Below are 24,946 nucleotides of genomic sequence, written 5' to 3' on the forward strand. Positions count from 1 at the left end.
ATGCTGGTAGGTCGGTGTAGGCTGGCGGAAGGGGCTGGCAGTGGTCTTGGATCCGCATCGCTGGTTGGATCTTCGGCGCTTCCGCGGTCTCTTGGAATCCGGGGCGATGAGCCTGTCGGAGATCGCCAGGGCGGAAGCTGTCAAGTCAAATGAGACGGTCTGTCGCTATATGGACTGTTGAGCGGGTTCTGTCTCCGGCTTCGGTTCGTTGATCCAGACGTTCGTTGGTATCTCGGGTGGCTTCGGGCGTCGGGCGAAGCGTTCTGGGTGGCGCGCGTAGGCCTCGGCGAGGGTGACGGCCCGCTGCTCGCGGACCAGCTCCGCGGTGCCGAAGTGCACGGATGCGGGGGTGTGCAGGCCGATGCCGCTGTGCCGGTGCTCGTGGTTGTAGTAGGCGAAGAAGCCTTCGCACCATTCGCGGGCGTGGGCAAGGGAGTTGAAGTACTCGGGGAAGTCTCCAAGGCCGCGTAGTTAAGCCGGTACTCCCGCTGTCAACTGCTCTGGGTCGGCAGGTTCGGGCTGATTCTCCACTCGGCTGCGAGCACGTAGGTGTCACGTTTGACCTTGCGCAGCATCCCGTCCCGGGTCCACTGGTTGAGCTCGGTCCATAGGCTTCTTATGTTGGTTTGGCCTGTTCGCTCGGCGATCTCGCGTGAGCCCCAGCGCCGTTCCTGGTCGCTTCGCAGCAGTCGTAGGACGAGCTCCTTGTGTCCGACGCGTGGTGGCGCTGGGGGGCTGGGCGGTAGGGGTCGAGTGATCGCGATCGTCAGTTCGGTGATCTTCTTGCTGGTCGCGGGGCGTGGATCGGTGTTCTTGCCCGGATAGCGGGACATCGGCGACTTCACCTTGCGGGCGCTGATGCGGGGCCGACGTGGCGGGAGAAGTGCGCCGAGCACGGCGTTGCTGATGGCGGTCGGGTGGTCGTCCAGTACGCCGTTGGCTAAGACGACCTGAGCGCGAGCGGTTTCGAGCGCCATGGTGAAGCTGGCCCGGTCCGGATCCACGCCGGGGACCGACTCGATGGCCTCGACCATCGCCCGACGAAGGAGTTGATATGTGGTCAGCAGGGCCCAGAGCTCCTGCTCCAACCCGAACAGGTCCTGGGAGCGCAGGACGCAGCCGGTCATCAGGGTGTGGCGCAAGGCGTAGTAGGCGGATTCGATCTCCCAACGCTCATGGTAGAGACGGATCATCGCGTCCGCGGGGTCGGTGCGGTGGTCCAGCAGGGTGGTAGCCAGCCGGTAGGACTCGGCGAGGCACTGTCCGTCGCTGGTGGTGACGGTGATGTCCGCTTCGATGATGCGAACCTGGAGGGTGCCCAGGCGGGTGAGGTAGGAGCCGTCCGGGAGAACGGCTAGGACCGCCGGCCGGCGTTCCGAGCGCAGGCGGGCCAGCAGCTGGGCGCCGGTGGCGGCGATGTCAGTGAAGAAGTCGGCGCTGTCGAACCCCCGGTCGAGCAGCAAGAGCATCGACGGGGACAGCAGGGGCAGTAGACGGGTGGCGTAGGCGCGTTCGCCGGTGTCGGTGGACCCGAACACTGCACCGAGCAGTCCGCGTGTTCCGGTCTCCACCAGGGTCATGAGCTGCAAAGTGGGGTATCCCGCCTCGCCCCAGCGGTGGCGGGTCTTGCGCAGACGCTCCAGGATGCGGGGGCGGTCGGCTGCCCGGTTTGAGCTGCAGCCGTCGAACGCGACGGTCCGCCAACGCCGGTAGCGGGTTCCAGGCGTAGAGGGTCGGGCGAGGGGGCCGGCCAGGGCCTCGAACAGCTTCTTGACCGGGGCCGCACCGAGACGGCGACGCAGATCACGTAGTGCCTTCTCCGAGGGCTGATACGGGTGCAGGGCGGACAACCCGGAGCACAGCTTCCCCCAGACCTGCAGATAGCCGAGCCCGGGGAAGAGCGCCAGGGCGAGCAGGAAGTACATCCCGACGCGGGAGGGCAGGTGCCTGCGGCGCCGCGCTGCGGTGTTCGTCTCCGCTATGACGGCGTCGACAAGTTCGAAGGGGGCATGGCGCGTCAGTTCGCCGAGATGTCCAGGGGCCAGGTCGCCAGCTGCGACTGTGACGCTCCGGGTGAAAGTGGTGGTGGCACACTGGTGGAACAACGGGACCTCGCGAGAGTGGAAGACCTTGGTCGGCTTCCTGCTCTATCGCAGGTCCCGTTGGTCATCATGCGGAAGTCCTGAAACTCGCACCGGACTTGACAGCGGGAGTATCGGCTTAACTACGCGGCCTTGGGGAAGTCTCCGGAGTACTTGATGGTCTTGAACTGGCTCTCGCTGTAAGGGTTGTCGTTCGACACCTTGGGCCGGGAGTGGCTTCGGGTCACGCCGAGGTCGGTCAGGAGCTGGGCGACGGCCTTGGAGGTCATCGAGGTGCCCCGGTCGGCGTGCACGGTCTCGGGCACGATGCCGTTGCGTTCGATGGTCTCGCGGATGAGTTCCTCGGCGCGGCGGGAGTCCTCGGCGGCCTCGACGGTCCAGCCGCAGATGTAGCGGCTGTAGATGTCGATGATCGCGTAAAGGTGGTACCACTGGCCCTTGTTGGGGCTGCGGAGCTTGGTGATGTCCCAGGTCAGGACCTGGCAGGGGCGGTGGCCAGAAGCTGCGGGACGGTCTTGGCTGGGTGGGTTGCTTGACGTCGGCGCTCGCCGGACTGTCCGGCGGTCTTGAGGATGCGGTACATCGTGCGCTCGGAACACCAGTAGGTGCCGGCGTCCAGTTCCCGTGCCCAGACCTGGGCCGGCGGCAGGTCCACGTACTCGGGGCGGTTCAACAGCGCAAGCACCGCTGCCCGTTCAGCAGGGTTCAACGCCGACGGCGGGGAGGGGCGGGGCCCCCGCTCGACGGGCGGGCGCGGGTTCATTTTCCGGTAGTGGGTGGCGCGGGAGCGGCCGATGAGCCGGCAGGCCGTCGTGGTGCTCAGCTCGGGTTCCAGGCCGGTGAAGGCCTCGTCCAGGACCGGCTCGACGGCGCGGTTCAGTCCGCGCTCTCGGAGAGCATCTCCAAGAGCGCGTGTGCTTTTCCCAGCACGGCCAGGGCGGCGTCGCGTTGGGCGACGTCCTTCTCCAGGCGGGTGACCTTCTTGCGCAGGCGCTCCAGCTCGGCCTGCTCGGCGGCCTTCTTCGGGCGCGCCGGTGAGGTCCGCCGATCGGTCAGCGTTGCCATCCCGCCGGCGTCGCGGGCCTGGCGCCACTCGATGATGTGGGAGTGGTAGAGCCGCTCGCGGCGCAGGATCGCGCCCTTCTCGCCAGTGGGGGCGGCGTCGTACTCGGCGACGATCCGCACCTTGTACTCCGGCGAGAACGTCCGCCGCTTCGGCTTCGGTGCCGGGTCGGGATCAGTGGTGCTGGCCATGCTGGGGGAATCTCCTCTGCCTCGCCATCCAGACTAACCCGACATACCGGGCGTCTCGGTCGAGACTGTCAGGGAGGGGGGAGACCGGGCTGGATCGGAAGACGGTCCACAAGTACCTCTCGGCCCCCAGCCAGGCGGCCCCTCCGCGCCGGTCCCCGACCGTGTCGGGCCGCTACCTGTCGTTCGCGGAGCGCGAGGAGATCGCTCTGCTGCGAGCCCAAGACTTCGGCGTGCGCCAGATCGCAGGCCGCCTGGGCCGTTCGCCGTCGACGATCTCGCGGGAACTGCGACGCAACGCCTCCACCCGGACCTACGACCTTCAGTACCGGGCCTCGGTGGCGCAGTGGCACGCCGAGCGGCGTGCCCGGCGGCCGAAGGCCGCGAAACTGTTGGCCAGCGAGCCTTTGCGCGAGTACGTCCAGGACCGGCTGGCCGGGGCCGTCCAGGCTGCAGACGGTCTGGCCTTGGACGGACCCGAGGTGCCGCTGTGGAAGGGACGCAACAAGCCCCGCCGGCAGGACCGGCGCTGGGCGACCTCGTGGAGCCCGGAGCAGATATCGCGGCGTCTCGAGGTGGACTTCCCCGAGGATGAGTCCATGCGCATCTCTCCCGAGGCGATCTACCAGGCTCTTTACATCCAAGGGCGCGGAGCGCTCAAGCGCGAGCTGGTGGCGTGTCTGCGCACCGGACGGTCGTTGCGGGTTCCGCGGGAGCGGGCACGGCGCGGCATCCACGGCCATGTGACCGCCGACGTCCTGATCAGTGAGCGGCCCGCCGAGGTGGAGGACCGCGCTGTCCCTGGGCACTGGGAGGGCGATCTGATCATCGGGACGAGCAGGTCCGCGATCGGCACGCTGGTGGAGCGCACCACGCGCTTCACGATGCTGTTGCACCTGCCTCCGATGGACGGCTTCGGCCTGGGGCCGCGGGTAAAGAACGGGCCCGCGCTGGCCGGCCGCGGCGCCGAGGCCGTCAAGGACGCGATCACCGCCACAATCACCACCCTGCCCGAGCAGTTGCGCAGATCGCTGACCTGGGACCGCGGCACGGAACTGGCCCAGCACGCCCAACTGACCATCGACGCCGGGCTCCAGGTCTACTTCGCCGACCCGCACAGCCCGTGGCAGCGTGGCACCAACGAGAATACGAACGGTCTCCTGCGGCAGTACTTCCCCAAGGGCACGGACCTGTCGCGCTGGGACCTCGCCGAACTCCAGGCCGTCGCCACAACCCTCAACAACAGACCCCGCAAAACCCTCGGATGGAAGACCCCCGCCGAAGCCCTCAACCAGCACCTACTATCACTCCAGGAAGCCGGTGTTGCGACGACCGATTGAATCCACCTTCGCTGCCGCGGTCGCTGTGCGCAATGCAGCCCGGTTCCAGTCGGCCTCGCCCGTGGGCCATGTGCAGGGCGTCGACGACCAGGTCGGCGCGGTGATGGTCGGCCATCGCGTAGCCGACGACCTCGCGGGTGGCCAGGTCTAGCCAGCAGGCGAGGTAGAGCCAGCCCTCTCCGGTGGACAGGTACGTGATGTCACCGACCAGGCGGGTTCCGGGCCGGGTGGCGGTGAAGTCACGGCCGATCAGGTCCGGCGCGGGGCGGGCCTGCCGGTCCGGGCGGGTCAGCGAGCGGCGTCGGCGGCGGGTGACCCCGGCGATGCCGCGTTCGCGCATCAGGCGCTCCACCCGCTTGTGGTTCACCGCATGGCCCAGCCGCCGCAGTTCGGCGTGCACGCGGGGCACGCCGTAGGCGCCCCTGGACGCGAGATGCACCACGGTGATCTCGTGCGTGAGCGCGTCATCAGCCCGTGCCCGCTCGCGCCGGGCCTGCTGCCCGTCGGCCCAGGCGTAGAAGGAGGAACGGGGAACGCCCAGGACGCGGCACAGAAAGGTGACCGGGTAGGTGGCCTTCTCCGCCGCGATGAACCGGTAGACCTCGCTCACCGGTCGCTCTCCCGCGCGAAGAAGGCCGTCGCTTTTTTCAGGACCTCGATAGTCTTCTGCTGTTCGAGATTCTGCCGGCGCAGGCGGCGAAGTTCCTCGCGTTCGGCGCTGGTCAGCTCGCCCCCGCTGCCCTCGCCACGGCCAGCCTGGTCCTTCTTGACCCAGCTCCGCAGACCCTCAGGACTCACTCCGAGGTCCCGGGCCACCTCCGTGACCGTCTTGCTGGAGGAACGGGCCAACGTCACGGCATCCCGCTTGAACTCGTCCGAGTACCGCTTGCCCTGCTTGTTGCTCACCTGGCTCTACTCCCTCTGGGACCTCACGTCCCAGGCTCCAGGTGTCCAGGTCTACGGGGAAGCTTCAGACAACACCGTACCCCTGGGAGTCGTCGATCAATAACTTCAGTTGCCAGACCCTTGACATTGCAGGTCAGCCAGGTTTCGGCGGCCAAGTTATTGATCGGCGGCTCCCTGGCTGTCCAGCCGTGGGGGGAGTTCGCCGGCGACGAAGCCACCCGGGAGCGTCAGGGGGCGGCTGATCTGGGAAGCTATGGACATGACCAAGTTCAAGGTGGCTGTGCTCGCGTCCCACACCGGCTCCAACCTCCAAGCGCTTCACGAGGCTTCGCTCGTCGCCGGTTCGGGGTTCGAGATCGCGTTGATCATGAGCAACAACAGTGCCGCGCGGGCGCTGCTCTACGCGCAGGCGCACGGTGTTCCGAGCCTTCATCTGTCCGCGGTGACCCATCCCGGGCCGGGTGAGCTGGACGCGGCCATGCACGGGGCTCTCGTCGAGCACGGGATCGACCTGGTGGTGACGGCGGGTTACATGAGGAAGGTCGGGCCGGATGTGCTGGCCGCCTACGAGAACCGCATCGTCAACGTCCATCCCGCGTTGCTGCCGCGCCACGGTGGTCCGGGGATGTACGGCGCCGCCGTCCACCAGGCGGTGCTGGCTGCCGGGGATGCAGTGTCGGGGCCCTCGGTGCACTTCGTGACGGCCGAGTACGACGCGGGTGAGGTCATCGCGCAGAGCGAGGTGCCGGTGCTGGCGGGGGACACGGTCGAGTCGCTGGCGGCGCGGGTGCTCGCCGAGGAGCACACGCTGCTGCCGGCGACCGTACGGAGGCTGGCTGTTGAGGCGGCGGGGCGGCACTCCGGCGGACGCGGCTGAGGAGGGGCGCAGGGGGCAGGGGGCAGTGATGCGGCCGGTGGGCTGCCGGGGTGTTCTCCGGCAGCCCACCGGCCGGATGGCTCTCAGGCGCTGGCGTCGTCGTCGCGGCGCCACTTGATGCTGCATCCGAGGGACGCCCGCTGGACCGCCGGGGCCGGCTCGCCGGCGAGCAGCAGGGCCACCGCCTCCCTCATGTCACGGCCGGTCACCGGCTCCGGCTTGCCGGGCCGGCTGCCGTCCATCTGGCCCCGGTAGAAGAGCCGACGGGAGCTGTCGAAGAGGTAGAAGTCCGGAGTGCAGACGGCTCCGAAGGCGTGGGCAGCCGCCTGGTCGGCATCGACGAGGTACGGGAACGTGTAGGCCCGCATCCGCGCCTCCTCCCGCATGTGCTCCGCGTCGTCCTCCGGGACGCGGGCCGGGTCGTTGCTGTTGATCCCGACCGTGGTCACGCCGATCTCCAGGAGATCGGTGGCCATCGTGCTCAGGCCCTCCGCGATGTGCTGCACGTAGGGGCAGTGGTTGCACATGAACACGATCAGGGTCCCGGCGGTCCCCGCCACGTCCGCGTTGGCGAACAGCCGTCCGTCGAAGTCGGGAAGCCGGAACGACGGCATCTCCTGGCCGGACTGGACCGGGGCCGAACTCAGCAGTGCCATGGTCACTCAGCCCTTCCGCAGGGTGTACGAGGTGAGGAAGTCGGTGTAGGTCGCGTGCAGCGCGGCGTCCGTCGCCTTGGTCAGGTAGCGCGGCTTGCGGGCGCCGTCCCCGGAGCCCGAGGCCGTCGCCCGGACCGTGTCCATGTAGACGGCACGGATGGCGGTCTCGATGTTGACCTTGCGGATTCCCGCGTCGAGACCGGCCAGCAGGTCGTCACCGCGGACACCGGAGGAGCCGTGCAGGACGATCGGGAGACCGGTGGACTGGGCCACGCCGGCGACCAGTTCCAGGTCGAGTCCCTGGCTGCGCTCGCGCATGCCGTGCAGCGAACCGCACTCGAAGCCGATGATGTCGGGTTCGCAGGCGGCCGCGAAGTCCGCGACCTCCTCGAGCGACACCGCGCGGGAGGCTTCGCCGTGGTGGTGCGCGTGGTCGTCGTCGGGCCCGTGGTCGATGTGCCCCAGGGTGCCCAGGACGAACTCCAGCGAGGCCCGGTCCTTGAACTCGGCCCGCAGGGCCTGCGCGATCGGGAGGTAGGAGCCGGGCTCGATCGCTCCCTCGTCCAGGTAGTTGGCCGAGGTGAAGCCGGCCGGCACGGCCTGCCGGATCTCGTCGGCGTACTCGCAGTGGTCGAGGTGCAGCGCGTAGCGGACGCCGTAGTGCGCGGCGAGCGACTCGACGAGCTCGGCGGCCAGGCCGTAGCCGAGGTACTGGGCCGCGGGGACCGTGTAGGCCACGATGAGTGGGCACTCCAGGTCGGCGGCGGCGCGCATGGCGGGCTTCAGGGTGTCGAAGTTCTCCACGTTGAACGCGCACAGCGCCTGGTCCGCGCGCAGCGGCTCCAGCAGCTCGTTCACCGTCCGTGCATGGCGGGTCATGATGATGTGTCCTCTCGCTCCGTGTACATGTGGACTCCCAACTTGTTGGCCGTGGCGATCTGCATCCGTCCGTCCGGCAGGCGTCGGGCGGCGAACTGCAGCCCGACGCCGCTGCCGCGGCCGATCAGTTCGACCCGGGACGGCACGTCCGGGTCCGCGTACACGCCGACCCGGAACAGGACCGGGTCGCCGGCCGGGTCGGTGTCGTGGTGGGCTCCGTGTGCCTGCCACCGCTTGCCGGTGATGACCCAGGCGTCCACGTCCTCGCCGGGCAGGGCGGGCAGGACCCGCAGCGCGTGCAGCTGCGACGTCGAGGTTTCCAGGTCGTAGCGCCGGTAGGTGCGCCCGGTGGCGGTGGCCGCCACCAGGTCCCAGCGCCACAGACCGCGGTCGTGCGGGCTCGCGCCGAACAGACTCGGGGTGCCGCCCCCGACCGCGTGCGCGTGGATCAGGCAGACGTCGCCGAGCCCATCCTGTCCGTTCCCGGCGCTGTCGATCTGGGTGAACGCGGACCAGTGCCACGGCTGCCGGATGTCCTCGCCGCTGCGGTAGAAACCGGTCGGGGTGAGGACGTGCGGCGGTCCGTCCTGCTCCAGGGCCCCTACGCCGAGTCCGTGCCAGTTCCCGCCGAGCTCGCCGATCAGGTGCTCGGTCCACGGTTGACGAGGGTCCGGGCCGGGCTCGTACCACGCCACCTGGGGACGGTCCGGAACCGTGACCAGGCCGTATGTCCCCGTGTCGTCCAGCTCGGCGTACACCGCCGACTCGTAGATGCCGCCGCGCACGACCTCGTGATCGCTCCACTGGCCGGGGGCGGCCCCGGGCTCGTACCAGCGGACCGGGTCCCGGTGCATGCCGACGGAGAGGACCGGGGTGGGCCGGCCCGGGGTGCCGGTCAGTGCCCAGTCGTAGGTGGCCGCCTTGTACTGCGCGGGGCCGCCGCCTTCGCGCAGGTGGGCGTGCGGGTCGTGCCGGTCGGGGCCGCCGCCCCACGGCGGGAGCCAGGCGTCGGGGACGGTACGGAAGGGCACGCCGTCGGAGCCGTCCACCTTCCACCAGTGGGCGCCGGCGACCAGCTCGTCCACTCCGTCGCCGTCCATGTCCGCGAAGCAGCAGCCCTCGGCGGCGAAGGTCTCGGTGAGCACCAGGTGCTGCCACCGGTCTGTCGTGTCGATCACAGGTGTCACCCTCGGGTTGATGGGGCGGGTGGGGTCCGGCCTTCGGCCAGGGCTGCGAGGAACTGGCCTGTCGCGTCGTCCGCCGGGGCGTCGGACCAGTGCAAGCTCTGGTACCAGGCCCGCACGCGGGCGGACAGTACCGGGTTGTCCTCGACGGCGACCTCGTGGCGTCGTCGGGTCACCCGTCCCCCGGCGCAGGTGAGGACGTCCACCGCGAGGCGGCCCGACTCGGCGTGCCAGAGCGGATCGTTCAGCACCGCCGCGGAGGTGCCCAAGGCGGTGTCGTGGGGTGACGTCAGGGCGGCGATCGACACGACCGCGTCGCGGCCCGGTCCGAAGTCCTCGGCTGCGAGCGTGTCGGTGACCTCGTACAGCGTGAGGCCGCGTTCGTGGAAGCCGGCGAGCTCCTGGACGGTGAAGAGGGAGCGCAGCCGACGGACGTCCCCCCAGGAGCGGGCGGCCAGGTAGCGGTCGAGGTAGCCGCGCAGCCCGTCCGCCGACGCGCGGATGCTGTCGCGCGAGACGACGAGCCCGCTCCAATTGGGGTACAGCGCGGACTGGATCTGCGCCTCCGCGAGACCGAGCCGCCCGAACTCCAGGTCGCATTCGAAGGGCAGCGTTACGGTGGCGTCGCCGACCGCCAGGGTGCCGGATCCGCGCAGGCTGGGCCGGTGCCCGGCCCGGCTGCCGACGGTGAAGCGGTCCAGGCCCCAGCCGCCGAGTTCGAGCAGCAGGCGCAGGTTGTCGCTCCGGTTGAGCGTGGCGGTGAGCCGCTCGGGCCGGCGCAGGTGCTCCGTTACGACGTCGGACCACCGGGCGCCGCTGTCGAACGCGGTGGAGACGTCGTCCTGGTGGCTGCCCAGGGCGAAGATGGCCTGGGAGTCGTCGAGGGCGAGGCCCTGGCGGCCGGCTCGGCTGCTCAGCGCCAGGACGCTGAAGGAACGGGGGCCGCCGCGGGCGGCGTTGAGCGTTCCGTCGATCGGGTCGCAGTAGACCTGCACGTCCGCCGACGCGCTGCGCTCGACGGTGATTGCCCGGGCGCCGTCCCGTGGGCCCTCGCAGCTGGCCAGTCCCAGCGACCCGAGGCCCTCGGCGAGTGACAGCGTCCGTTCCAGGGCCTCGGTGGCCTCCTCGTCCAGCCGCTGCTTGATCGCCGGGCCGAGACCGAGATAGGGGAAGGCCGCGGCGACGGCAGCCGCGGTCGCAGCCTGCGCGACCGCCACTCGGCCGGCCAGGTCCGTCATCACGGCCGGCCGGCCGGGAGCAGCGCGCCACCGAACGTGCAGCTGCCGTCGACGGCCTCGGCCGTCACTACGGTGCGCAGGTGCACGGCGGCGCGGTGCGCGGTGTCCGCCGACGGGCCGGCGACCAGGCGTACGTCGCAGCGCAGCAGTTCGCCGACCTCCGCGAGGTTGTTGGCGCGGGCGGTGTCCCCGCTCTCGACACAGTCGACGGCGAGGTCGGTCATCCGGCCTGGGTAGGCCTCGACGGCTCCGACGACGTGTCGGATCCGGAAGGCTTCGGGCGCGTTCAACAGCCGTGCCGCGGTGGCTGGATACGGCGTCGCGACCGTCAGCGCGCGCCGGGGCGCGGCGACGGACCGCGCGGCGCGGTCCGCGAAGGAGTCGGCCTGGAGTTCCGGGGCCAGGACGCAGATCCGCACGTGGTACCAGCACAGCGGGGTCAGGGCGTCGTAGCGTCCGTCGTGTTCAGCCAGCCACTCGTCCGAGGCGACGGCGTAGTCGACCAGGCCGTCCGCGACGGCGGCCGGTATGTCGGGGATCTTCAGTGCCACCGCTTCGAGTTCGAGGGTGGGGTGCTGGAAGGCGTAGCGCCGGTCGCGCGCGTCGATTGGCATGCCGAGGCGTTGGAGCAGACGGGTGCTGTCCCCCCAGAGCCGTCCCTTGGGAACTGCGAGTCTGATCACGACGGGCTCCGGAAGCTAGGGGCCGACAGGTACGGGCGCAACGCTCCGTACTGGGTGGACTGGCGCAGCGCCTCATGCTGCAGGGACCGGTCTGCCGCGTCCGCGAGGTCGACCTCGCAGATGTTGGCCAGGCAGAGCACCCAGCTGAACAGCTGGCCGAGCTCCTCGGTGATCCGCGCGTCGTGCTCCTTGCGACGGATCGCCTGGGCGAGTTCGCCCAGCTCCTCCAGCGCCCAGGCGAGGGCGCGTTCGGGCTCCAGGCGCCCGTAGACACCGCAGGCGAGCTGCTGCATCTCGCGCAGCGTCGCGAGGTGGGCGTCCGAGTAGGCCGCGGGCGCCTGGGGGAGCGCCCCGGGCAGGTCCGTGGCCGTCGGGTCGGCCGCCCAGGCGCGCAGTGCGGTGGACGGGACCAAGGTGGCCGCCAGCGCGGCCGCCAGCTCTTGGGCGTGCCGGTCGGTGGCCTGCTCGACGTCCGACAGGAGGTGCGAACCGCCGCTTCCCGTCATGGAGTCGGCCAGCAGGAGCCCCTGCAGTCCGGCGTGCGCGCGCAAGTGGGAGCGGGCTGCTTTGGGGGCGAGGTAACGCGGTTCGTCGTCGCTGGTGGCCACCACGATCCCGCGCAGGGCGACCGGCCGCAGCGTCCCGGCCCGGCTGGCGCCCAGCGTCTGCTCGTCGATGACGTGGGCGCGGGGCGGCCGGCAGGCCGTGTCCACCAGGACGTGCGGCCCTTCGACGGCCTGGCACGGGCCCGGGGACCGCACGGTGTGCTCCGCCCCGAGCACCAGCACCCCTTCGTCCGGTCGCCCGGGGGCGAGCGCCACGCCGCACCGCAGATAGGTCATGCCGCAGGTCAGCGCGACCAGTCCCAGCAGGACGGGAAGAGCGGCTGCGCGCGCTTCGTCCCAGCTGGGCGCCACGATGTCGACGCCGAGGCCCGCCTCCTGACGGTGGACCACAAGCCGGCCCGGGAGGCCGGACCCGGCCGAACGGTCGCCAGGTCGGCCGGTCTGCAGGCTCACCTGCACGCCCAGCACCTGCCACACGGCGGCCTGCTCCGTGGCGTGGGGTGCCGCGGAGCAGGCCGGCTCGGGCGCCGAGCCGGCGGGATGCCACACCATGTGGATGTTCGGGTTCATCGTGACGGTCTTCCTTCGTCGTCCAGCCTCAGAAGAGGATGCCGACCGGCAGTCTTTCGGCCGAGTTCCACGCGGTACCGGCCGGGTGTGCGGCCAGCTCCGCGAGAAGTGCCATGTGCTCCTGGTAGGCGGCCCGGTGCTGGTCGAGATGCGCCCTGATCCCAGCCCTGACCGACGCGGCCAGGTTCACGGTCGCGGGGTGGCACTCGAGCTGGGCCACAAGCCTGCGCCCCCAGCAGTTGAGGCGGAACTGGCGCTCCTTGCCGAAGACGCCGCGGAACTTCACCGCGACGGGGAAGCGGTAGATCAACTCGGCCTGGAAGAGCTCGCCGAGCAGCCGGTCCAGCGTCTGCGGGGAGTGCAGGTCGGGGCAGTCCAGCCCCGCCGCATCCGCGAGGGCCGGCACCGCGCGCTCGGAGGCCAGGTAGATGTTCCCGGCGAACAGCCCGGACGCGCGGAACTCCTCGTCCCAGAGCGCCAGCACCAGCACCAGGCTCAGCGTCGCGGAGAGCGGCCCGCCCAGCGGGATCGCCTCGGCGAGTTCGCCGACCGCGCTCTCCAGGAACTGGTCGGCCGTCAGGTCGGCGCTCGTGGTGACGGATACCCGCAGCGTGTCGTCGAGCAGCGTCCTGGTGGAGGGCAGGCCGGTCGCGTCGGACCGCAGCGAGACGGTGCCGTTGCTGAAGCGGCGTTCCGCCGAGCCCTCAGGAAGCGAGAGCCAAGGCACGCGCAAGTCCGGGACGATGTCGGAGATCTTCATCGTCAACCTCGTGATGTCGGAAGCGGATCGCACGATGCCATGGCATCCGCGAATGGTTGGGGGGACCACTCAAGGCATCGGCGTGCCTTGTCGTTCGGCAGCGTGCCGGAGCGCAGCTCTACCTCCAGCTTGCGTCCCTTGCCTGCCCGGCCGGTCAGTTCCCGCAGCTTCGATCCGGCCTTTACTGCAGGGACCCAGCGCCGGCGCGGTGTGCCTCGGCCGGCCAGCCTGTGGTGTGCCTCGGCCCAGTCCCACCAGGTCAGGCCCTCGTCGTGGACGAGGTTGAAGGCCTCTCCGGCGGCCTGGTCCCGCTCGGTGGCGCGCAGGACCGCGGTGACGAGGTCCGGCTCGAAGACCGGGAACACCCGGCCGCCGCCGCCCAGCACCGGGATCCGGCCGTTCTGCGCCTTGCGGAGATAACGGTGCGTCCAGTACTCGGAGTCGGGCCCGTACACCATGCCGGGCCGCAGCAGGGTGAAGGCGTTGCTCCCGGCCTGCCGGTAGACCTCCCGCACGGCCTGTTCGCCGAGCGCCTTCGACTCGGCGTAGACGTGGTCGACGGGCCGGAAGGGCTCGTCCTCGTGCAGGACCCTGCCCGCGAAGGCGCCGTACGCCTCGATGCTGCTGATCAGGACGAAGCGGCTCAGTCCGGCGCGTAGCGCGGACCGGGCGAGGCGTTCGGTGGCATCGACGTTCACCGCGAACGCCTCCTCCCTCGGGGCGGCGCCTAGCCGAGCGGCGGCGTGCACCACGGCGCTGCAGCCGCTGAGCAGCCGGTCCGCCACGAGCGGATCGGTCACGTCCCCCTGCTGGACCTGGAAGCCTGCCGCCCGCAGGGGCAGCGCCTGTTCCTGCGTCCGTACGAGGCAGCGGACCGACTCCGGGCCCCGCTGCTGTGCGAAGGCGCGGGCCACGGCGCCGCCCAGGTAACCTGCGGCACCGGTGACCGCGACTGTGCACATCTGCGTTCGCCCAGCCGTCAGTTCTGGACGGACCGGGACATGATGCCGTTCCAGACATCGAGCATCTGGGCGTAGGGGCGCACCTCATGGACCCGCAGGTAGCGGCAGCCCGCGAGGACCGACCAGAGCGAGCCGACGATGCTGCCGCCGAGCCGCTCGCTCGGCGGGACCGCGCTGACGGCCTCGACGAACTGCTTGCGCGAGCAGGCGCTCATCTGCTCGACGCCGAGCTCGCTGAACTCGCTGAGCCGGGCGAGCAGCTGGTAGTCGTGGGCCGGCCGCTTGCCCGCGCCGAGGCCGACGTCGATGACGATGTTGTTCTTGTCCATGCCCTGCGCGGTGAGGTCGTCCAGCCGCTCGACGAAGAACTGCTTGATCTCCTCGACCACGTCGTTGAAGAAGGGCCGGTTCAGCTTGCGTCCCGCGTGGCCTCCGGGGCCCTCCAGGTGCATCAGGAACACCTGCGCGTCATGGCGCTTGGCGACCTCCACCATCGCGGGGTCGAACGTCATGGCGGTCACGTCGTTGATCGCCTGGGCCCCCGCGGTCAGGGCCGCGTCGGCGATGGCCGACCGGAAGGTGTCGATCGTCAGGGTCACCTGCGGGAACTCGGCCATCAGGGCCTCGACGACCGGAAGGCTGCGGTCCATCTCCTCCTGCTCGCTGACCCGTCGTGCGGAGGAGCCGCCCGAGAGACCGCCCACCTCGATGTAGTGGGCGCCCTCCTGGATGTGCTTGCGCGCGGTCGCCAGCGCGGTCTCCACGTCAGGTGCGTAGGAGGTGCCGAAGTAGCTGTCGGGCGAGGTGTTGATCACACCGACGAGCTTGATGTCGTGCGCGAAGAGAATGGGCCAGTCGCTGTAGTAGCGCTGGAGGTCAGGAACTGACACTACGTCTGCCTTTCATGGGGTCGACGGCGGTGGAGCGGGCTCCCCGCGCGCCGTATTGCGCTGAAATACCGTGCGAGGCACGGACTGTCACCGGCTGGCCGGTGCCGTTCGCTGCTGGAACTCCTGACGCCACCGCTCGTCCGTCCCGATCAGGCCCCGCAGCACCGAGGTCGTCGTCCGGGTGCCCTGGGCGCCGACACCGCGCAAGGTCATGCACAGGTGCTCGGCCTCGATCACGACGCCCACCCCGGCCGGGTCCGCGTGTTCCTGCAGCCAGTCCGCGATCTGCTCGGTGAGTTGTTCCTGGACCTGGAGCCGGCGGGAATAGAGCTCCACGACGCGGGCCAGCTTGGAGAGGCCCAGGATTCGACTGCCCGGCAGGTAGCCGACATGGGCGACGCCTTGGAAAGGCAGCACATGGTGCTGGCACAGTGAATGGAACGTGATGTCCCGGACAACGACCAACTGCGGGCTGGTGCCGTCGTGCGGGAATGTCGTCGGCTCGAAGGGCCGAGCGCTCAGTAGCTCCCTGAAGGCATTGGCCATGCGCCTGGGGGTGTTCGCCCCGCCCTCCGAACCGAGGCCCACGCCTAGTGCGGCGAGAAAGGCCGCGGCGGCGGACTCGGCCGGATCCGTCGGACCGTCCGGGCCGCTCCCGGGGGCGGCCCCGATTTCGAGAATCCGGTCCTGGTGGTCGAGCTGCAGCGATAGTTCCATGGTTCCTTCGGATTCCACGGACGGTGAATCGGCTCGGTGGGGCAGAGCCGGCAGGTCCGCTTGGGGTCGAGCGCCGCAGATGTCGCTGGACGCACGGGGGCGCAGAAACAATGGACGGCCGGTGCGGCGCCGTCGTAGCAATGGCGACAGTTCCCCGAATATGTGCCCAAAAGGACAATTCCGGCGCAAGCTGGAGCGATCGGGGAACCCTCGGAGAACTATGCAGCACGCCGACCAGCCCTGTAAAGAATGATGGGGTGTATTCACTGATATGCGTGCTGTTGATCTGTCTTCAGCAACATAGTGACATAAGTCCGTGATGTCCGTATTGGTAATGATATATGCTCTGCTACGATGACGAAGTCAGAGGGGGGCGAATGCTCTCCATTGACCTATCGGCAGCTTTCTGAGCTGATTCATTTACATCAAGAGGGCCAGTGGGTCAGCTAATTTCTGTATCAGGTATCGATGGCGCCGGTAAGACCACGCTGGCCCATGCGATCCTCGGAGACCTCACCTCTCGCGGGGTCAGGGCCGAAGAGCTGGAAATGGGTCCCTCCCGGGTCTGGCGGTGGACGGAACTGCTGTCCAGGCGGGCGGATTCCGCAGCCATGGACTTCTCGGGCGACCGCGTCGGGCTCGCGCTGAGCTTTGAGCGGTTCGGCTTCGCGATGGACCACGTCCGGCCCGCGCTGGAGGTCTACGACTACGTCATTCTCCAGCGGTTCGTCCTGGACTGGGCGGCCACCGGCCGGTCCTTCGGCGCCGGCGAGTCGGAGCTGGCGCTCATCAAGGCATTCGAGAAGGTCATGGACTCCCCGACGTTCATGATCTATCTTGATGTTCCACCGGAGATCGCCGCAGCACGGATCCGGGCTCGCGGAAAATCATCGAACCTCCGCGAGGAGGAATCCGTACTCAAGCGCACGGCGCGGGCGTACGACGAACTTCTCGACCGGTTCCCCGGAGTTCTCCGGGTTAACGCCGAACTGCCGACGCACCGCCAGGTCGAACTGGTCAGGGAAGCGCTGGCGCAGCGGGAAGACGAGCGGGCCCCAGGCCGCTGAGGCTTTCCCCGCCCACCCCGCCACAGGCTTCGGCCGACTACCGGTCGGCCGATATTCCAAGAGAGGAAAGCGAGGTGATTACCATGGGTGACGAGCTGATCGTTCTCGAGTCGGGTTCCGGCGCGAACGAGATCTGAGAATCCGCCTGCTGATCCTTCGAGCCGTCCCCGGTCCGCCGGGCGGTGAGAAGTGACAGCTCGCCGGTTCGCGCAGTGCGGGGCAGCTCTGAGCTGCCCCGCACTGCCCATCTGCCTGCATTCGTGAGAGAACGAAAGCGATAGTATGCCGACGCATTTTCCCCCGCGGGACCCCGCGCAGCTGGCCAAGGCCCGGTCCGCCGCTGCCGAGGTCCTGAGCCGCTGGCCGGATGCCCCCGCGTTCCTGGGTGGCGCTCCGTTGGCCGGGCTCGGTACGCCGGCCTCCGATGTCGACCTGTTCGTGGTCACGGCCGACCCGGTGCCCACGGAGCAGATATTCGTCGGTGAACTCAGGGTCGACGTCGAGTTCGTGGACCCGGCGCAGCTCGCCGATCTGGTGGCCCGCTGCGATCGCTTCTCGGTCACCGCGGCGGACACCTCCCAACTCCGGTTCGCGCAGTACCACACGCTCGACCAGCTGATCCGGTTCGCGCTCGGCGAGATCGTCGCCGACGACGGGACGCTGGCCCGGCTGCTCGCCCGAGTCCACGCGGCAGAACCCGACATCGCCAAGCTCGTCATCGCGCGCCTGGCCGTACTGAGCGCGAACGCGGTCGAGGACGGCTACGGCGCCGTCCAGGTCGGCGACCTCTCCTCCGCCCAGTTCAGCGCACGCAAGGCGCTGCTCTCCGCCACCGAGGCCCTGCTCGCCTCCCGCGGGGACGCCTACCTCGGGCCCAAGTGGGTCTGGACCCGCTGGGACCGCACGATCGGGACCGAGCTCGGGGAGCAAGTGCGGGCAGCCCTGCACGACCCGGCCACCGGCGTCGACCTGACGTTCTGGCTGGCCCAGGACTTCCTGGTGCAGGCGATGACCGGCCACCGCTACGACATCGTGCTAGACGCCGACCCGGCGCTGGCGCGCCGCAATCCGCAGGTGGCGCCGACCCTGACCACCGGTCCGGTGATGTTGAACCGCTCCGACAGCCGGGCCGTCCGGGTCAGCCCGCAGGGCGCCCTCCTGTGGGGAGTGGCACACGGCCGTCCGCGGGCCGAGGCCGTTGCTCTGGCGGGCGCACTCCTCGGGGTGGGCGAGCCGGACATCGATGCCTACTACACCCGACTGCTGGAATCGAACGTCCTGCTCCCGGAGGACGGCGCCCATGTCCGTCGTTGAGATCGCCGACCTGGTACGGGAGTTCCGCGCCGGACGGGGCAAGCCCCGGCGAGCGGTCGACGGCCTGTCGCTGTCGGTCGAGCGCGGAGAGCTCTTCGGACTGCTCGGACCCAACGGCGCGGGCAAGACCACCACGATCAAGATCCTCATGACGGTCCTGCTCCCGACGTCCGGCAGCGTCCGGATCTCCGGCCTGGACGTGGTGGCGGACCGGCAACGGGTCAGCCGTGAGATCGGCGTCATCCTCGGCGGAGACCGCGGACTCTACGAGCGCCTGTCGGCCCAGGACAACCTGCGCTACTTCGCCGACCTCTACGGCCTCGACCATCGCCTCCAGCGCCGGCGCATCCCCGAGTTGCTGGAGCTGGTGCGCCTCACCGACCGCGCCGGCGACCGGGTCGAGTCCTTCTCCCGGGGCATGCGCCAGCGGCTGCACATCGCCCGCGGACTCCTGCACGCCCCGAAGCTCGTCATCATGGACGAGCCCAGCAACGGGCTGGACCCGGTCGCCGGCCGCGACCTGCGCCAGCTGGTGCGGGGCCTCACCGACGGCGGCCGCACCGTCCTGCTGACGACGCACTACATGCAGGAAGCCGAAGCGCTCTGCGACCGCATCGCGGTGATCAACCACGGCCGGAAGATCTACGAGGGCACCGCCCAGGACCTGAGTTCGGTCATGGACGGGCGCACGACCACGGCGATCGAGGTCTACGGCGCCGAGGAGACCCACCTCACCGCGATCCGGGCCCTGCCCGGGGTGGACGTGGTCACCCTCGTCGAGCAGCAGGGCAGCCAGACCGTCTACATCCAGGCGGAGAAGGACCGCGACGTCACCGCCGCGGCGCTCGAACAGCTCGCCGGTCTGGCCGTGGGACGCATCGCGGTGAGCGGGGCGACGCTGGAGGACGCCTATGTGCGCCTGGTGTCCCGGACACCCGAAGTCGGTGCGCCGTGATCGGGCCCAGGGCGGCCACCCGGTTCGTCGTGCGGGCCTGGTGGCTGCACCTCAAGGAGTTGTCGTCCGGCCGGCTCTACCTGCTGACGGCCGTCGTCCAGCCCGTCGTCTTCGCGACCATCGCGCTGCTGATGTTCCACGACGTGCCGGGCAGGCAGGCGCCGGTCTCCGTCGCGCTGGGCGCCGGCCTGCTGGGCATGTGGGCGGCCACCCTGTTCGGCTCCGGGGCCGCGATCACCCGGCACCGCTGGATGGGCACGCTGGAGGGGCTGGTCGCCTCCCCGACACCGCTGATCCTGGTGCTGCTGCCGGTCACCGTCGCATCGGCCTGCATGGGCCTCTATTCCCTGCTGGCGACCTTCGGTTGGGGTGTCCTGTTCTTCGGAGTGCCGATGAGCATCAGCAACCCCGCCCTCTTCGCGGTCTCCGTGCTGGTCACCGTCCTGACCCTGGGGCTGCTCGGCCTGCTGGTCTCCGCGGCCTTCGTGCTCTACCCAGCGGCCACCGCGCTCTCCAATGCGGTCGAGTTCCCGATCGCCCTGCTCAGCGGCGTGCTGGTCCCGGTGTCCGCGCTGCCGCAGGTGCTGCGACCGCTGTCGTACGTGCTGGCGCCCATGTGGGGGATCCGGGCCATCCGGGCCGCGGCGCTCGGCGGTGGCTCGGTGTCCGGGCCGCTGCTCATGTGCGCGGCCCTGTCCGTGTGCTACGTCGCCCTGGCGGTCGTCCTTCTCAACGCGCTGGTGAACCGGGCCCGCGGGAAAGCAAAGCTGGCCCTGGCATGAATCGTCTGCGCTTCTTCCTCGTCAGCGGATGGCTGGCCTACCGCGGCGGCTTCCGGGTCCTGACCCCCGCCGTGTTCATCCCGATGGTGCTCGTCCAGCCGGTGGTCGAGCTGCTCTTCTACCTCCAGCTCGGCCACTACGCGGGGACCCGCAGCGCGGCGTTCTACGTGGTGGGCAACTCGCTCTACAGCTGTTCGGTAGGCGGGCTGTTCACCATGGCCGTCTCGGTGGCCGTCGAACGGCGCAACAACACCCTGGTGGTGGTCCTGGCCTCACCGGTGAACCGGCTGCTGCTCTTCGCCAGCCGGGCGGTGCCTGCCTTCTGCATCGGGCTGTGCACCGGCGTGACCACGCTGCTGGTCGGCTGGCTGGTCGCCGGGTCGGAGATCGAGCCGGGCCGCCTTCCGCTGCTGATCGCCGCGTTGCTCTGCGCCTGCGCCTCGGCCACCGCGTTCGGACTGCTGATCGGAGCCGTCGGCCTGCGGGCGCGTGACGTCAACTTCGTGGCCGGTCTGGTGCTCTCGCTCTGCCTGCTGCTCAGCGGTGCCAACGTCCCGGTGAGCGAGTTCCCCGCGCCCCTGCAGGCGCTGGCCACGCTGATGCCGATGACGCTGAGCATCGAGGCGGCCCGCCGTAGCCTCGACGGCCAGGCCGGTGGCGGTCTGCTGCTGGCGGGTCAACTCCTGCTGGCTGCAGGCTACTTGGTGATAGCCGCAGTGCTGATCCGGGTCTTCGAACGCAGCGCTAAGGCGCACGGCTCCCTGGAGATCTCTTGACCACGCCGCCGCACAACCCGCCGCCGTACCCTTCGGCGCCGCGCACGGACCAGGTCGACACCTGGCACGGAACCGAGGTGCCCGACGCCTACCGTCCGCTGGAGGAGGACAGCGCCGCCACGCAGTCCTGGCTCGCGGCCCAGCAGGGCCTCTCACGCGACTGGCTTGACAAGGCGCGCGGCCGCGCGGAGTTCGAGTCCGTGCTCACTCGGCTGTACGACCTGGGTCACCGCAGCGTGCCCACCGTGCGCGGTGAACGGCTCTTCTACACCGCCCGGGAGACCGGCACAGGCCCGGAGCTGCTGTACGTGCAGGACGCCGGCGCGGTGACGAGCCTCGTCGACCCTGCCGACTGGGGCGTCAACCGGACGGCCCGCCTGACGGGCTGGATCCCCTCGCCGGACGGCTCACTCCTGGCGTTCCAGGTCTGCGACGAGGGGCAGGACCACGGGAGTCTGCGCATCCTGGACGTCCGCACGCGGCAGGTCGTCGCGGTCGTCGCCGACGACCTGCGCGCCCCCTCGATCGCCTGGGGCGGCCGCGCCGACCAGCCGCCGACCGGGCTCTACTACCCGCGGGCGGGCGCGGACGACCAGGCGCAGGGCCTGCACTTCCTGGACTTCCAGACGGGTCGTCATGCTGCCGTCTGGCGACCGGAGAGCGCTGACCGGCCGGTCTTCGCCGTGCCCGCCATCTCCCCGGACGGGACGCGGCTGCTGCTCGCGGTCCGCTACGGAGCCGACGTCCGCAACGCCCTGCTGATCGCGCCGCTCGGTGCGGACGGGCAGCCGGCCGCGGCCTTCCGTGTCCTGGTGCCGCCGGGCCAGGTGGCCAGCGCGGTGCGCTTCGGTCCGGGCAACGAGGCGTTCGTCCTCACCCAGCTCGGGTCCGCCCGAGGCCGGATCTGTGCCCTCGATCCCGCCGATCCCGCCCCCGCGGCCTGGCGCGAGCTGTGCCCGGGGGACGACACGGCGACCGTACGCAGCTTCGTCCCGCTGGACGGCGTGGTAGCCGTCTGCCGTTCGCGCAACGGAGCCGCCGAAGTCAGCCTTGTGTGCACGCGATCCGGCGCCGAGCGGATCGTCCCGCTGCCGGGCAACGGCTCGGTCTCCGCCATGACCGGCGCGGCCGAGGCCGGGGGCGGACGCCTGTGGGTGGCCTACGCCGAACCGGCCCAGCCCCCCACGATCCTGGAGATCGACGCCGCCGACCCGACCGGACTCACCCGCCACGTGTGGTTCAGCTCCGACATGACGGGACTGGCGAGCCTCGTCGTCGCCGAACGGACCACCTGCATCTCAGCCGATGGCACCGAGATCTGCGTCAGCGTCATCAGGACCAGCGAGAGTCCGAAGGGACCGCTGCCCACCATCCTCAGTGTCTACGGTGGCTTCGGCATCTCCGCCGAGCGGACGTTCAGGCCGGAGACGACCGCCTGGCTGCTCGCCGGGGGAGCCCACGCCATCGCCCACGTCCGGGGCGGCGGCGAGAACGGTGCGTCCTGGCACGCTGCCGGGCGCGGCACCAACAAGCCCCGCTCCGTCGAGGACGTCATCGCCGCCGCCGAGCACCTGATCGCCTCGAGGCGCACCACCCGGGACCAGCTCGCGCTGTTCGGGGCCTCCAACGGCGGGCTGCTGGCTGCGGCGGCAGCCGTACGCCGACCCGACCTGTTCCGTGCCTGCGTCCCGGTCCACCCGGTGACGGACATGCTGCGCTACCGGGACCTGGGTGACGGCCGCGCCTGGGAGACGGAATACGGCGATCCCACGCGACAGCTCGACTTCACGGCACTCCACTCCTACTCGCCCTATCACCAGGTCAGCCCCGGAGTTCGCTATCCGGCGTTCCTGCTGATGGCCGGGACGGCAGATCGACGCGTGCCCCCCGCTCACGCCCGCAAGCTGTGCGCGGCCCTGCAGGAAGCGACCACGGGCACGCCGGACCGGGCACCCGTCCTGCTACGCGAACAGAGCGGGGCAGGGCACGGAGTGATCCCGCATGACCAGCTCATCCCGTGGATCACCGATCGCCTCGCCTTCCTCGCCGAGTGCCTCGTCGGACCGGACAACAAACCAGAACAGGATCCCGCCACATGGAACGCATGACCGAGGTGGAGAGCACGACCGAGGCCGGCATGCTGGAGACCCTGCTGGAGTTCCTGAAGCACGATGTGCCACAGCAGTTCGCCCCGAGTGTGCTCCTGGACACCGTCGCGCGGACCTGTGCGCGGCTCGGCCTGCCGGCTCCGGTCATCGAGGCAGGGAACATCGTCGTCGGAGATCTCCCGGCGGCTGGGTTCGTCCTCTCAGCGCACCTGGACGAGGCGTCGTTCAGCGTGACGGGTGTGCACGACTCGGTGGTCACCCTGTCCGCCTGCCACCGCTTCGACGTCGCCGCACACGACGGTGACGCCGAGCCCCTCCGTGTGAGCTTCCTGGGAATCCGGGACGGCGAGGTGCGCGCTCTGGGCTCCGCACCGTTGCAGACCTCGTCCGGCGGGCTGAGCTGCGCGTACGCGGGCGACATCCGGCTCGGTGATCGCGCCGTCTACACCCAGCAGATCGGCGTCAGCGATCACCTGCTGTCGGCGAAGGCCATCGACGACCGCCTCGGCGCCGTCATCGCCCTGTACGCGGCGGCCCGCATCGACAACGCGGCGACCCCGGTCGCCCTTGTGTTCTCGGACGGCGAGCAGAACCGCCCCGACGGGTACTTCAGCCGAACCTTTCCGCAGATCCTCGGAAAGCTGCGCCCGGACGCGACCGTCGTCTTCGTCGACGGGATCTTCCAGGACGGGCTGGAGCGGGAGCGCCTGGACGGACCCCAGCCCGGCGTCCTAGTGGTCCCGCACTCGGCGGACGGGATGGGCTACACCGTGCCCCCGAAGCTTTTCGCCGCCCTGCGCGACGACATCATCCCGGCAGCCGTCGCCACCGGGATCGACGTGCGCGTCTCGGGCGCCTACCACAGCAGGGGCGACGACTGGGGCATGGTGACCAACCCGACGTCCGGAGTGGAGCGCGAGGCGTTCTTCGTGAGTTTCGGCGGCTGGGGGCAGTCTCCCGCAGGCCGTGTGGTCGACACCAGGTCGTTGGGTGCGTGCGTGGCCTTCATCGCCTTCGCCGTGCGGGAAGTGGGCGGTAAGTAGTCGGGTGGCAGGTGCCGCTCGACAAGACGAGCGGCACCTCGACGCGGCGGACCAGCAGGTAGCTACCGGCCCCCGCGGCGTGACTCCTTGGGCCTGTTTCAGGTTCGGATCACCGGTTTCTCGGTTCTCCGGTGCGGGATGGCCTGGGGCTGGTAGTTGTCGAGGGTGGCGCGTGGTGATGTCTCGGATGCCGAGTGGGAGTTGGTCGAGCCGTTCTTGCCGGTGGGCGAGCGTGGTCCGGTCCCTGACCTGCGACGGCAGTTCAACGGTGCGATGTGGCGGTTCAGGGCCGGGTGTCCCTGGCGTGACATACCCGAGGAGTACGGTTCCTGGTCGACCGTCTACGGCGCGTTCCAGCGTTGGGCGGTGGCCGGGACCTTCCGGACGTTGATGGACGGCATGATCGCCGAGGCCGCGGCCCGCGGGCAGGTCGATCTGAGCCTGGTCAGCGTGGACTCCACCGTCTCGCGCGCTCACCACCACGCGGCCGGGATGGCCGTCGATCCCGAGCTGCTGGACGAGCTGGAGAAGGCCGTCGCCGAGGAAAAGGGGCTCCTCAAAAGGGGCAAAGCGCCCCGATAGCCCCGGCGGCCGAGGGCGAGGAGCAGGCGGCGCGCGAGGAACGCCGACGGGTGAGGCGGCGGCGCAAGGCCCGGCTCCGCGCGGCCGAACTGGGCCGTTCCCGCGGCGGACTGACCACCAAGACCCACCTCGCGGCCGAACGCCGGTGCCGGCCCTTGTCCTTCGTCGTCACCCCGGGACAGGCCGCCGACAGTCCCCGCTTCATCCAGGTGCTGGAGGGCGTCAGGGTGCGCGGACCGGTCGGCCGACCGCGCACCCGGCCCGACGCGGTCGCCGGCGACAAGGCGTACTCCTCCCGCGCGAACCGCGCCTACCTGCGCAGACGCCGCATCCGCAGTGTCATCCCGGAGGAGGTCGACCAGGCCGCCCACCGCAAGAAGAAGGGCTCACGCGGAGGCCGCCCGGTCGGCCACGATCCGGACCTGTACAAAGACCGCAACACCGTCGAACGCTGCATCAACAAGATCAAGGAGTGGCGGGGCCTGGCCACTCGCTACGACAAGACCCCCACCAGCTACCTCGCCGGACTCCACCTACGCGGCGCCGTGATCTGGCTCCGCAGCCTCCGACCCCCAACATGATCCGAACCTGGAACAGGCTCTAGTACTGCAACGGTGCTTGTCCTGACGAGGCTTCAGCTCTTGGGCTGTGGCCTCGTCGCTTGTAGTGGCTGGTCCGGGCCTGGTGCTGGCGTCTGCGGCGCCATCGGGACCAGTGCAGGACGTGGTCGATGCTTCG

General features: G+C 70.0%; 24 protein-coding genes and 2 pseudogenes. 10 read left to right on the forward strand and 16 right to left on the reverse strand.

The features are described 5' to 3' along the window. Positions 1 to 165: 165 nt before the first annotated feature. The 4 genes and pseudogenes from ACR68M_RS35055 to ACR68M_RS35070 all read right to left on the reverse strand — a co-directional run. Positions 166 to 399, reverse strand: a pseudogene (locus ACR68M_RS35055) (IS3-like element IS1141 family transposase); the annotation flags it as partial. A 92-nt stretch (positions 400 to 491) separates the two neighbouring features. Then, a complete protein-coding gene (locus ACR68M_RS35060; protein ID WP_441248209.1) occupies positions 492 to 2,105 on the reverse strand; it encodes an IS4 family transposase in 1,614 nt (537 codons plus the stop codon). A 119-nt stretch (positions 2,106 to 2,224) separates the two neighbouring features. Continuing rightward, entirely contained in the window at positions 2,225 to 2,701 is a 477-nt protein-coding gene (locus ACR68M_RS35065; RefSeq protein WP_441248210.1) for a transposase, read from the reverse strand. Positions 2,702 to 2,978: 277 nt separating this feature from the next. Beyond that, the gene (locus ACR68M_RS35070) at positions 2,979 to 3,356 is read right to left on the reverse strand and encodes a transposase (RefSeq protein WP_441248211.1); all 378 of its coding nucleotides are present in this window, start codon (positions 3,354 to 3,356) and stop codon (positions 2,979 to 2,981) included. Positions 3,357 to 3,382: 26 nt separating this feature from the next. On the opposite strand from ACR68M_RS35070, the gene ACR68M_RS35075 reads away from it, so the two are divergent. Further along, positions 3,383 to 4,693, forward strand: a complete 1,311-nt coding sequence (locus ACR68M_RS35075) for an IS30 family transposase (RefSeq protein WP_441251794.1) — start codon at positions 3,383 to 3,385, stop codon at positions 4,691 to 4,693. Here ACR68M_RS35075 and ACR68M_RS35080 read toward each other — a convergent pair. Together ACR68M_RS35080 and ACR68M_RS35085 are read right to left on the reverse strand one after the other, a co-directional pair. Beyond that, entirely contained in the window at positions 4,641 to 5,303 is a 663-nt protein-coding gene (locus ACR68M_RS35080) for an IS3 family transposase (RefSeq protein WP_441248212.1), read from the reverse strand. The two genes, ACR68M_RS35075 and ACR68M_RS35080, sit on opposite strands and share 53 nt — an antisense overlap. Next, the gene (locus ACR68M_RS35085; RefSeq protein ID WP_441248213.1) at positions 5,300 to 5,599 is read right to left on the reverse strand and encodes a transposase; all 300 of its coding nucleotides are present in this window, start codon (positions 5,597 to 5,599) and stop codon (positions 5,300 to 5,302) included. Before ACR68M_RS35085 ends, ACR68M_RS35080 begins: the two co-directional genes overlap by 4 nt. A gap of 259 nt (positions 5,600 to 5,858) precedes the next feature. Between ACR68M_RS35085 and purN the strand changes: the two genes are divergently transcribed. Beyond that, the gene (gene purN / locus ACR68M_RS35090; protein ID WP_441248214.1) at positions 5,859 to 6,476 is read left to right on the forward strand and encodes a phosphoribosylglycinamide formyltransferase; all 618 of its coding nucleotides are present in this window, start codon (positions 5,859 to 5,861) and stop codon (positions 6,474 to 6,476) included. An 83-nt stretch (positions 6,477 to 6,559) separates the two neighbouring features. On the opposite strand, the gene ACR68M_RS35095 is transcribed toward purN, so the two are convergent. The 10 genes from ACR68M_RS35095 to folE all read right to left on the reverse strand — a co-directional run bounded on the left by ACR68M_RS35095 (position 6,560) and on the right by folE (position 15,581). Further along, positions 6,560 to 7,132: a thioredoxin family protein gene (locus tag ACR68M_RS35095; protein WP_441248215.1), complete on the reverse strand. Its 573-nt coding sequence runs from the start codon at positions 7,130 to 7,132 to the stop codon at positions 6,560 to 6,562. A gap of 6 nt (positions 7,133 to 7,138) precedes the next feature. Continuing rightward, a complete protein-coding gene (locus tag ACR68M_RS35100) occupies positions 7,139 to 8,011 on the reverse strand; it encodes a class II fructose-bisphosphate aldolase (protein WP_441248216.1) in 873 nt (290 codons plus the stop codon). Next, the gene (locus tag ACR68M_RS35105) at positions 8,008 to 9,189 is read right to left on the reverse strand and encodes a hypothetical protein (protein ID WP_441248217.1); all 1,182 of its coding nucleotides are present in this window, start codon (positions 9,187 to 9,189) and stop codon (positions 8,008 to 8,010) included. Before ACR68M_RS35105 ends, ACR68M_RS35100 begins: the two co-directional genes overlap by 4 nt. 5 nt (positions 9,190 to 9,194) lie before the next feature. Beyond that, positions 9,195 to 10,433: a hypothetical protein gene (locus tag ACR68M_RS35110; protein ID WP_441248218.1), complete on the reverse strand. Its 1,239-nt coding sequence runs from the start codon at positions 10,431 to 10,433 to the stop codon at positions 9,195 to 9,197. Beyond that, positions 10,433 to 11,116, reverse strand: coding sequence for an ATP phosphoribosyltransferase (gene hisG, locus ACR68M_RS35115; protein ID WP_441248219.1), 684 nt, complete (start codon positions 11,114 to 11,116; stop codon positions 10,433 to 10,435). The genes ACR68M_RS35110 and hisG overlap by 1 nt, the downstream gene beginning before the upstream one ends. Continuing rightward, positions 11,113 to 12,252, reverse strand: a complete 1,140-nt coding sequence (locus ACR68M_RS35120) for a MazG nucleotide pyrophosphohydrolase domain-containing protein (protein WP_441248220.1) — start codon at positions 12,250 to 12,252, stop codon at positions 11,113 to 11,115. The genes hisG and ACR68M_RS35120 overlap by 4 nt, the downstream gene beginning before the upstream one ends. 28 nt (positions 12,253 to 12,280) lie before the next feature. After that, complete coding sequence (locus tag ACR68M_RS35125) at positions 12,281 to 13,012, reverse strand: hypothetical protein (RefSeq protein ID WP_441248221.1); 732 nt, start codon at positions 13,010 to 13,012, stop codon at positions 12,281 to 12,283. A gap of 2 nt (positions 13,013 to 13,014) precedes the next feature. Continuing rightward, on the reverse strand, positions 13,015 to 13,974 hold the full coding sequence (locus ACR68M_RS35130) for an NAD-dependent epimerase/dehydratase family protein (protein WP_441248222.1): 960 nt from the start codon (positions 13,972 to 13,974) through the stop codon (positions 13,015 to 13,017). A gap of 17 nt (positions 13,975 to 13,991) precedes the next feature. After that, on the reverse strand, positions 13,992 to 14,864 hold the full coding sequence (gene folP, locus ACR68M_RS35135; protein ID WP_441248223.1) for a dihydropteroate synthase: 873 nt from the start codon (positions 14,862 to 14,864) through the stop codon (positions 13,992 to 13,994). An 87-nt stretch (positions 14,865 to 14,951) separates the two neighbouring features. Further along, the gene (folE, locus tag ACR68M_RS35140) at positions 14,952 to 15,581 is read right to left on the reverse strand and encodes a GTP cyclohydrolase I (protein ID WP_441248224.1); all 630 of its coding nucleotides are present in this window, start codon (positions 15,579 to 15,581) and stop codon (positions 14,952 to 14,954) included. 437 nt (positions 15,582 to 16,018) lie between these two features. Between folE and ACR68M_RS35145 the strand changes: the two genes are divergently transcribed. The 8 genes and pseudogenes from ACR68M_RS35145 (at position 16,019) to ACR68M_RS35180 (ending at position 24,789) form a co-directional block, all read left to right on the forward strand. Further along, positions 16,019 to 16,648, forward strand: coding sequence for a dTMP kinase (locus ACR68M_RS35145; RefSeq protein ID WP_441248225.1), 630 nt, complete (start codon positions 16,019 to 16,021; stop codon positions 16,646 to 16,648). 282 nt (positions 16,649 to 16,930) lie between these two features. Then, positions 16,931 to 17,962: a nucleotidyltransferase domain-containing protein gene (locus ACR68M_RS35150; RefSeq protein WP_441248226.1), complete on the forward strand. Its 1,032-nt coding sequence runs from the start codon at positions 16,931 to 16,933 to the stop codon at positions 17,960 to 17,962. Continuing rightward, on the forward strand, positions 17,949 to 18,917 hold the full coding sequence (locus tag ACR68M_RS35155) for an ABC transporter ATP-binding protein (RefSeq protein WP_441248227.1): 969 nt from the start codon (positions 17,949 to 17,951) through the stop codon (positions 18,915 to 18,917). Before ACR68M_RS35150 ends, ACR68M_RS35155 begins: the two co-directional genes overlap by 14 nt. Next, positions 18,914 to 19,699 carry an ABC transporter permease gene (locus tag ACR68M_RS35160; protein WP_441248228.1) on the forward strand — a complete coding sequence of 262 codons (786 nt, stop codon included), beginning with the start codon at positions 18,914 to 18,916 and terminating at the stop codon, positions 19,697 to 19,699. Before ACR68M_RS35155 ends, ACR68M_RS35160 begins: the two co-directional genes overlap by 4 nt. After that, positions 19,696 to 20,475, forward strand: a complete 780-nt coding sequence (locus ACR68M_RS35165; protein ID WP_441248229.1) for an ABC transporter permease — start codon at positions 19,696 to 19,698, stop codon at positions 20,473 to 20,475. Before ACR68M_RS35160 ends, ACR68M_RS35165 begins: the two co-directional genes overlap by 4 nt. After that, positions 20,472 to 22,583 carry a prolyl oligopeptidase family serine peptidase gene (locus ACR68M_RS35170; protein ID WP_441248230.1) on the forward strand — a complete coding sequence of 704 codons (2,112 nt, stop codon included), beginning with the start codon at positions 20,472 to 20,474 and terminating at the stop codon, positions 22,581 to 22,583. The genes ACR68M_RS35165 and ACR68M_RS35170 overlap by 4 nt, the downstream gene beginning before the upstream one ends. Continuing rightward, positions 22,571 to 23,626, forward strand: coding sequence for a hypothetical protein (locus tag ACR68M_RS35175; RefSeq protein ID WP_441248231.1), 1,056 nt, complete (start codon positions 22,571 to 22,573; stop codon positions 23,624 to 23,626). The genes ACR68M_RS35170 and ACR68M_RS35175 overlap by 13 nt, the downstream gene beginning before the upstream one ends. A 165-nt stretch (positions 23,627 to 23,791) precedes the next feature. Beyond that, positions 23,792 to 24,789: pseudogene (locus ACR68M_RS35180) on the forward strand (IS5 family transposase). Positions 24,790 to 24,946 lie beyond the last annotated feature (157 nt).

It is taken from the genome of Kitasatospora sp. McL0602 (assembly GCF_052076145.1).
GTDB lineage: Bacteria > Actinomycetota > Actinomycetes > Streptomycetales > Streptomycetaceae > Kitasatospora.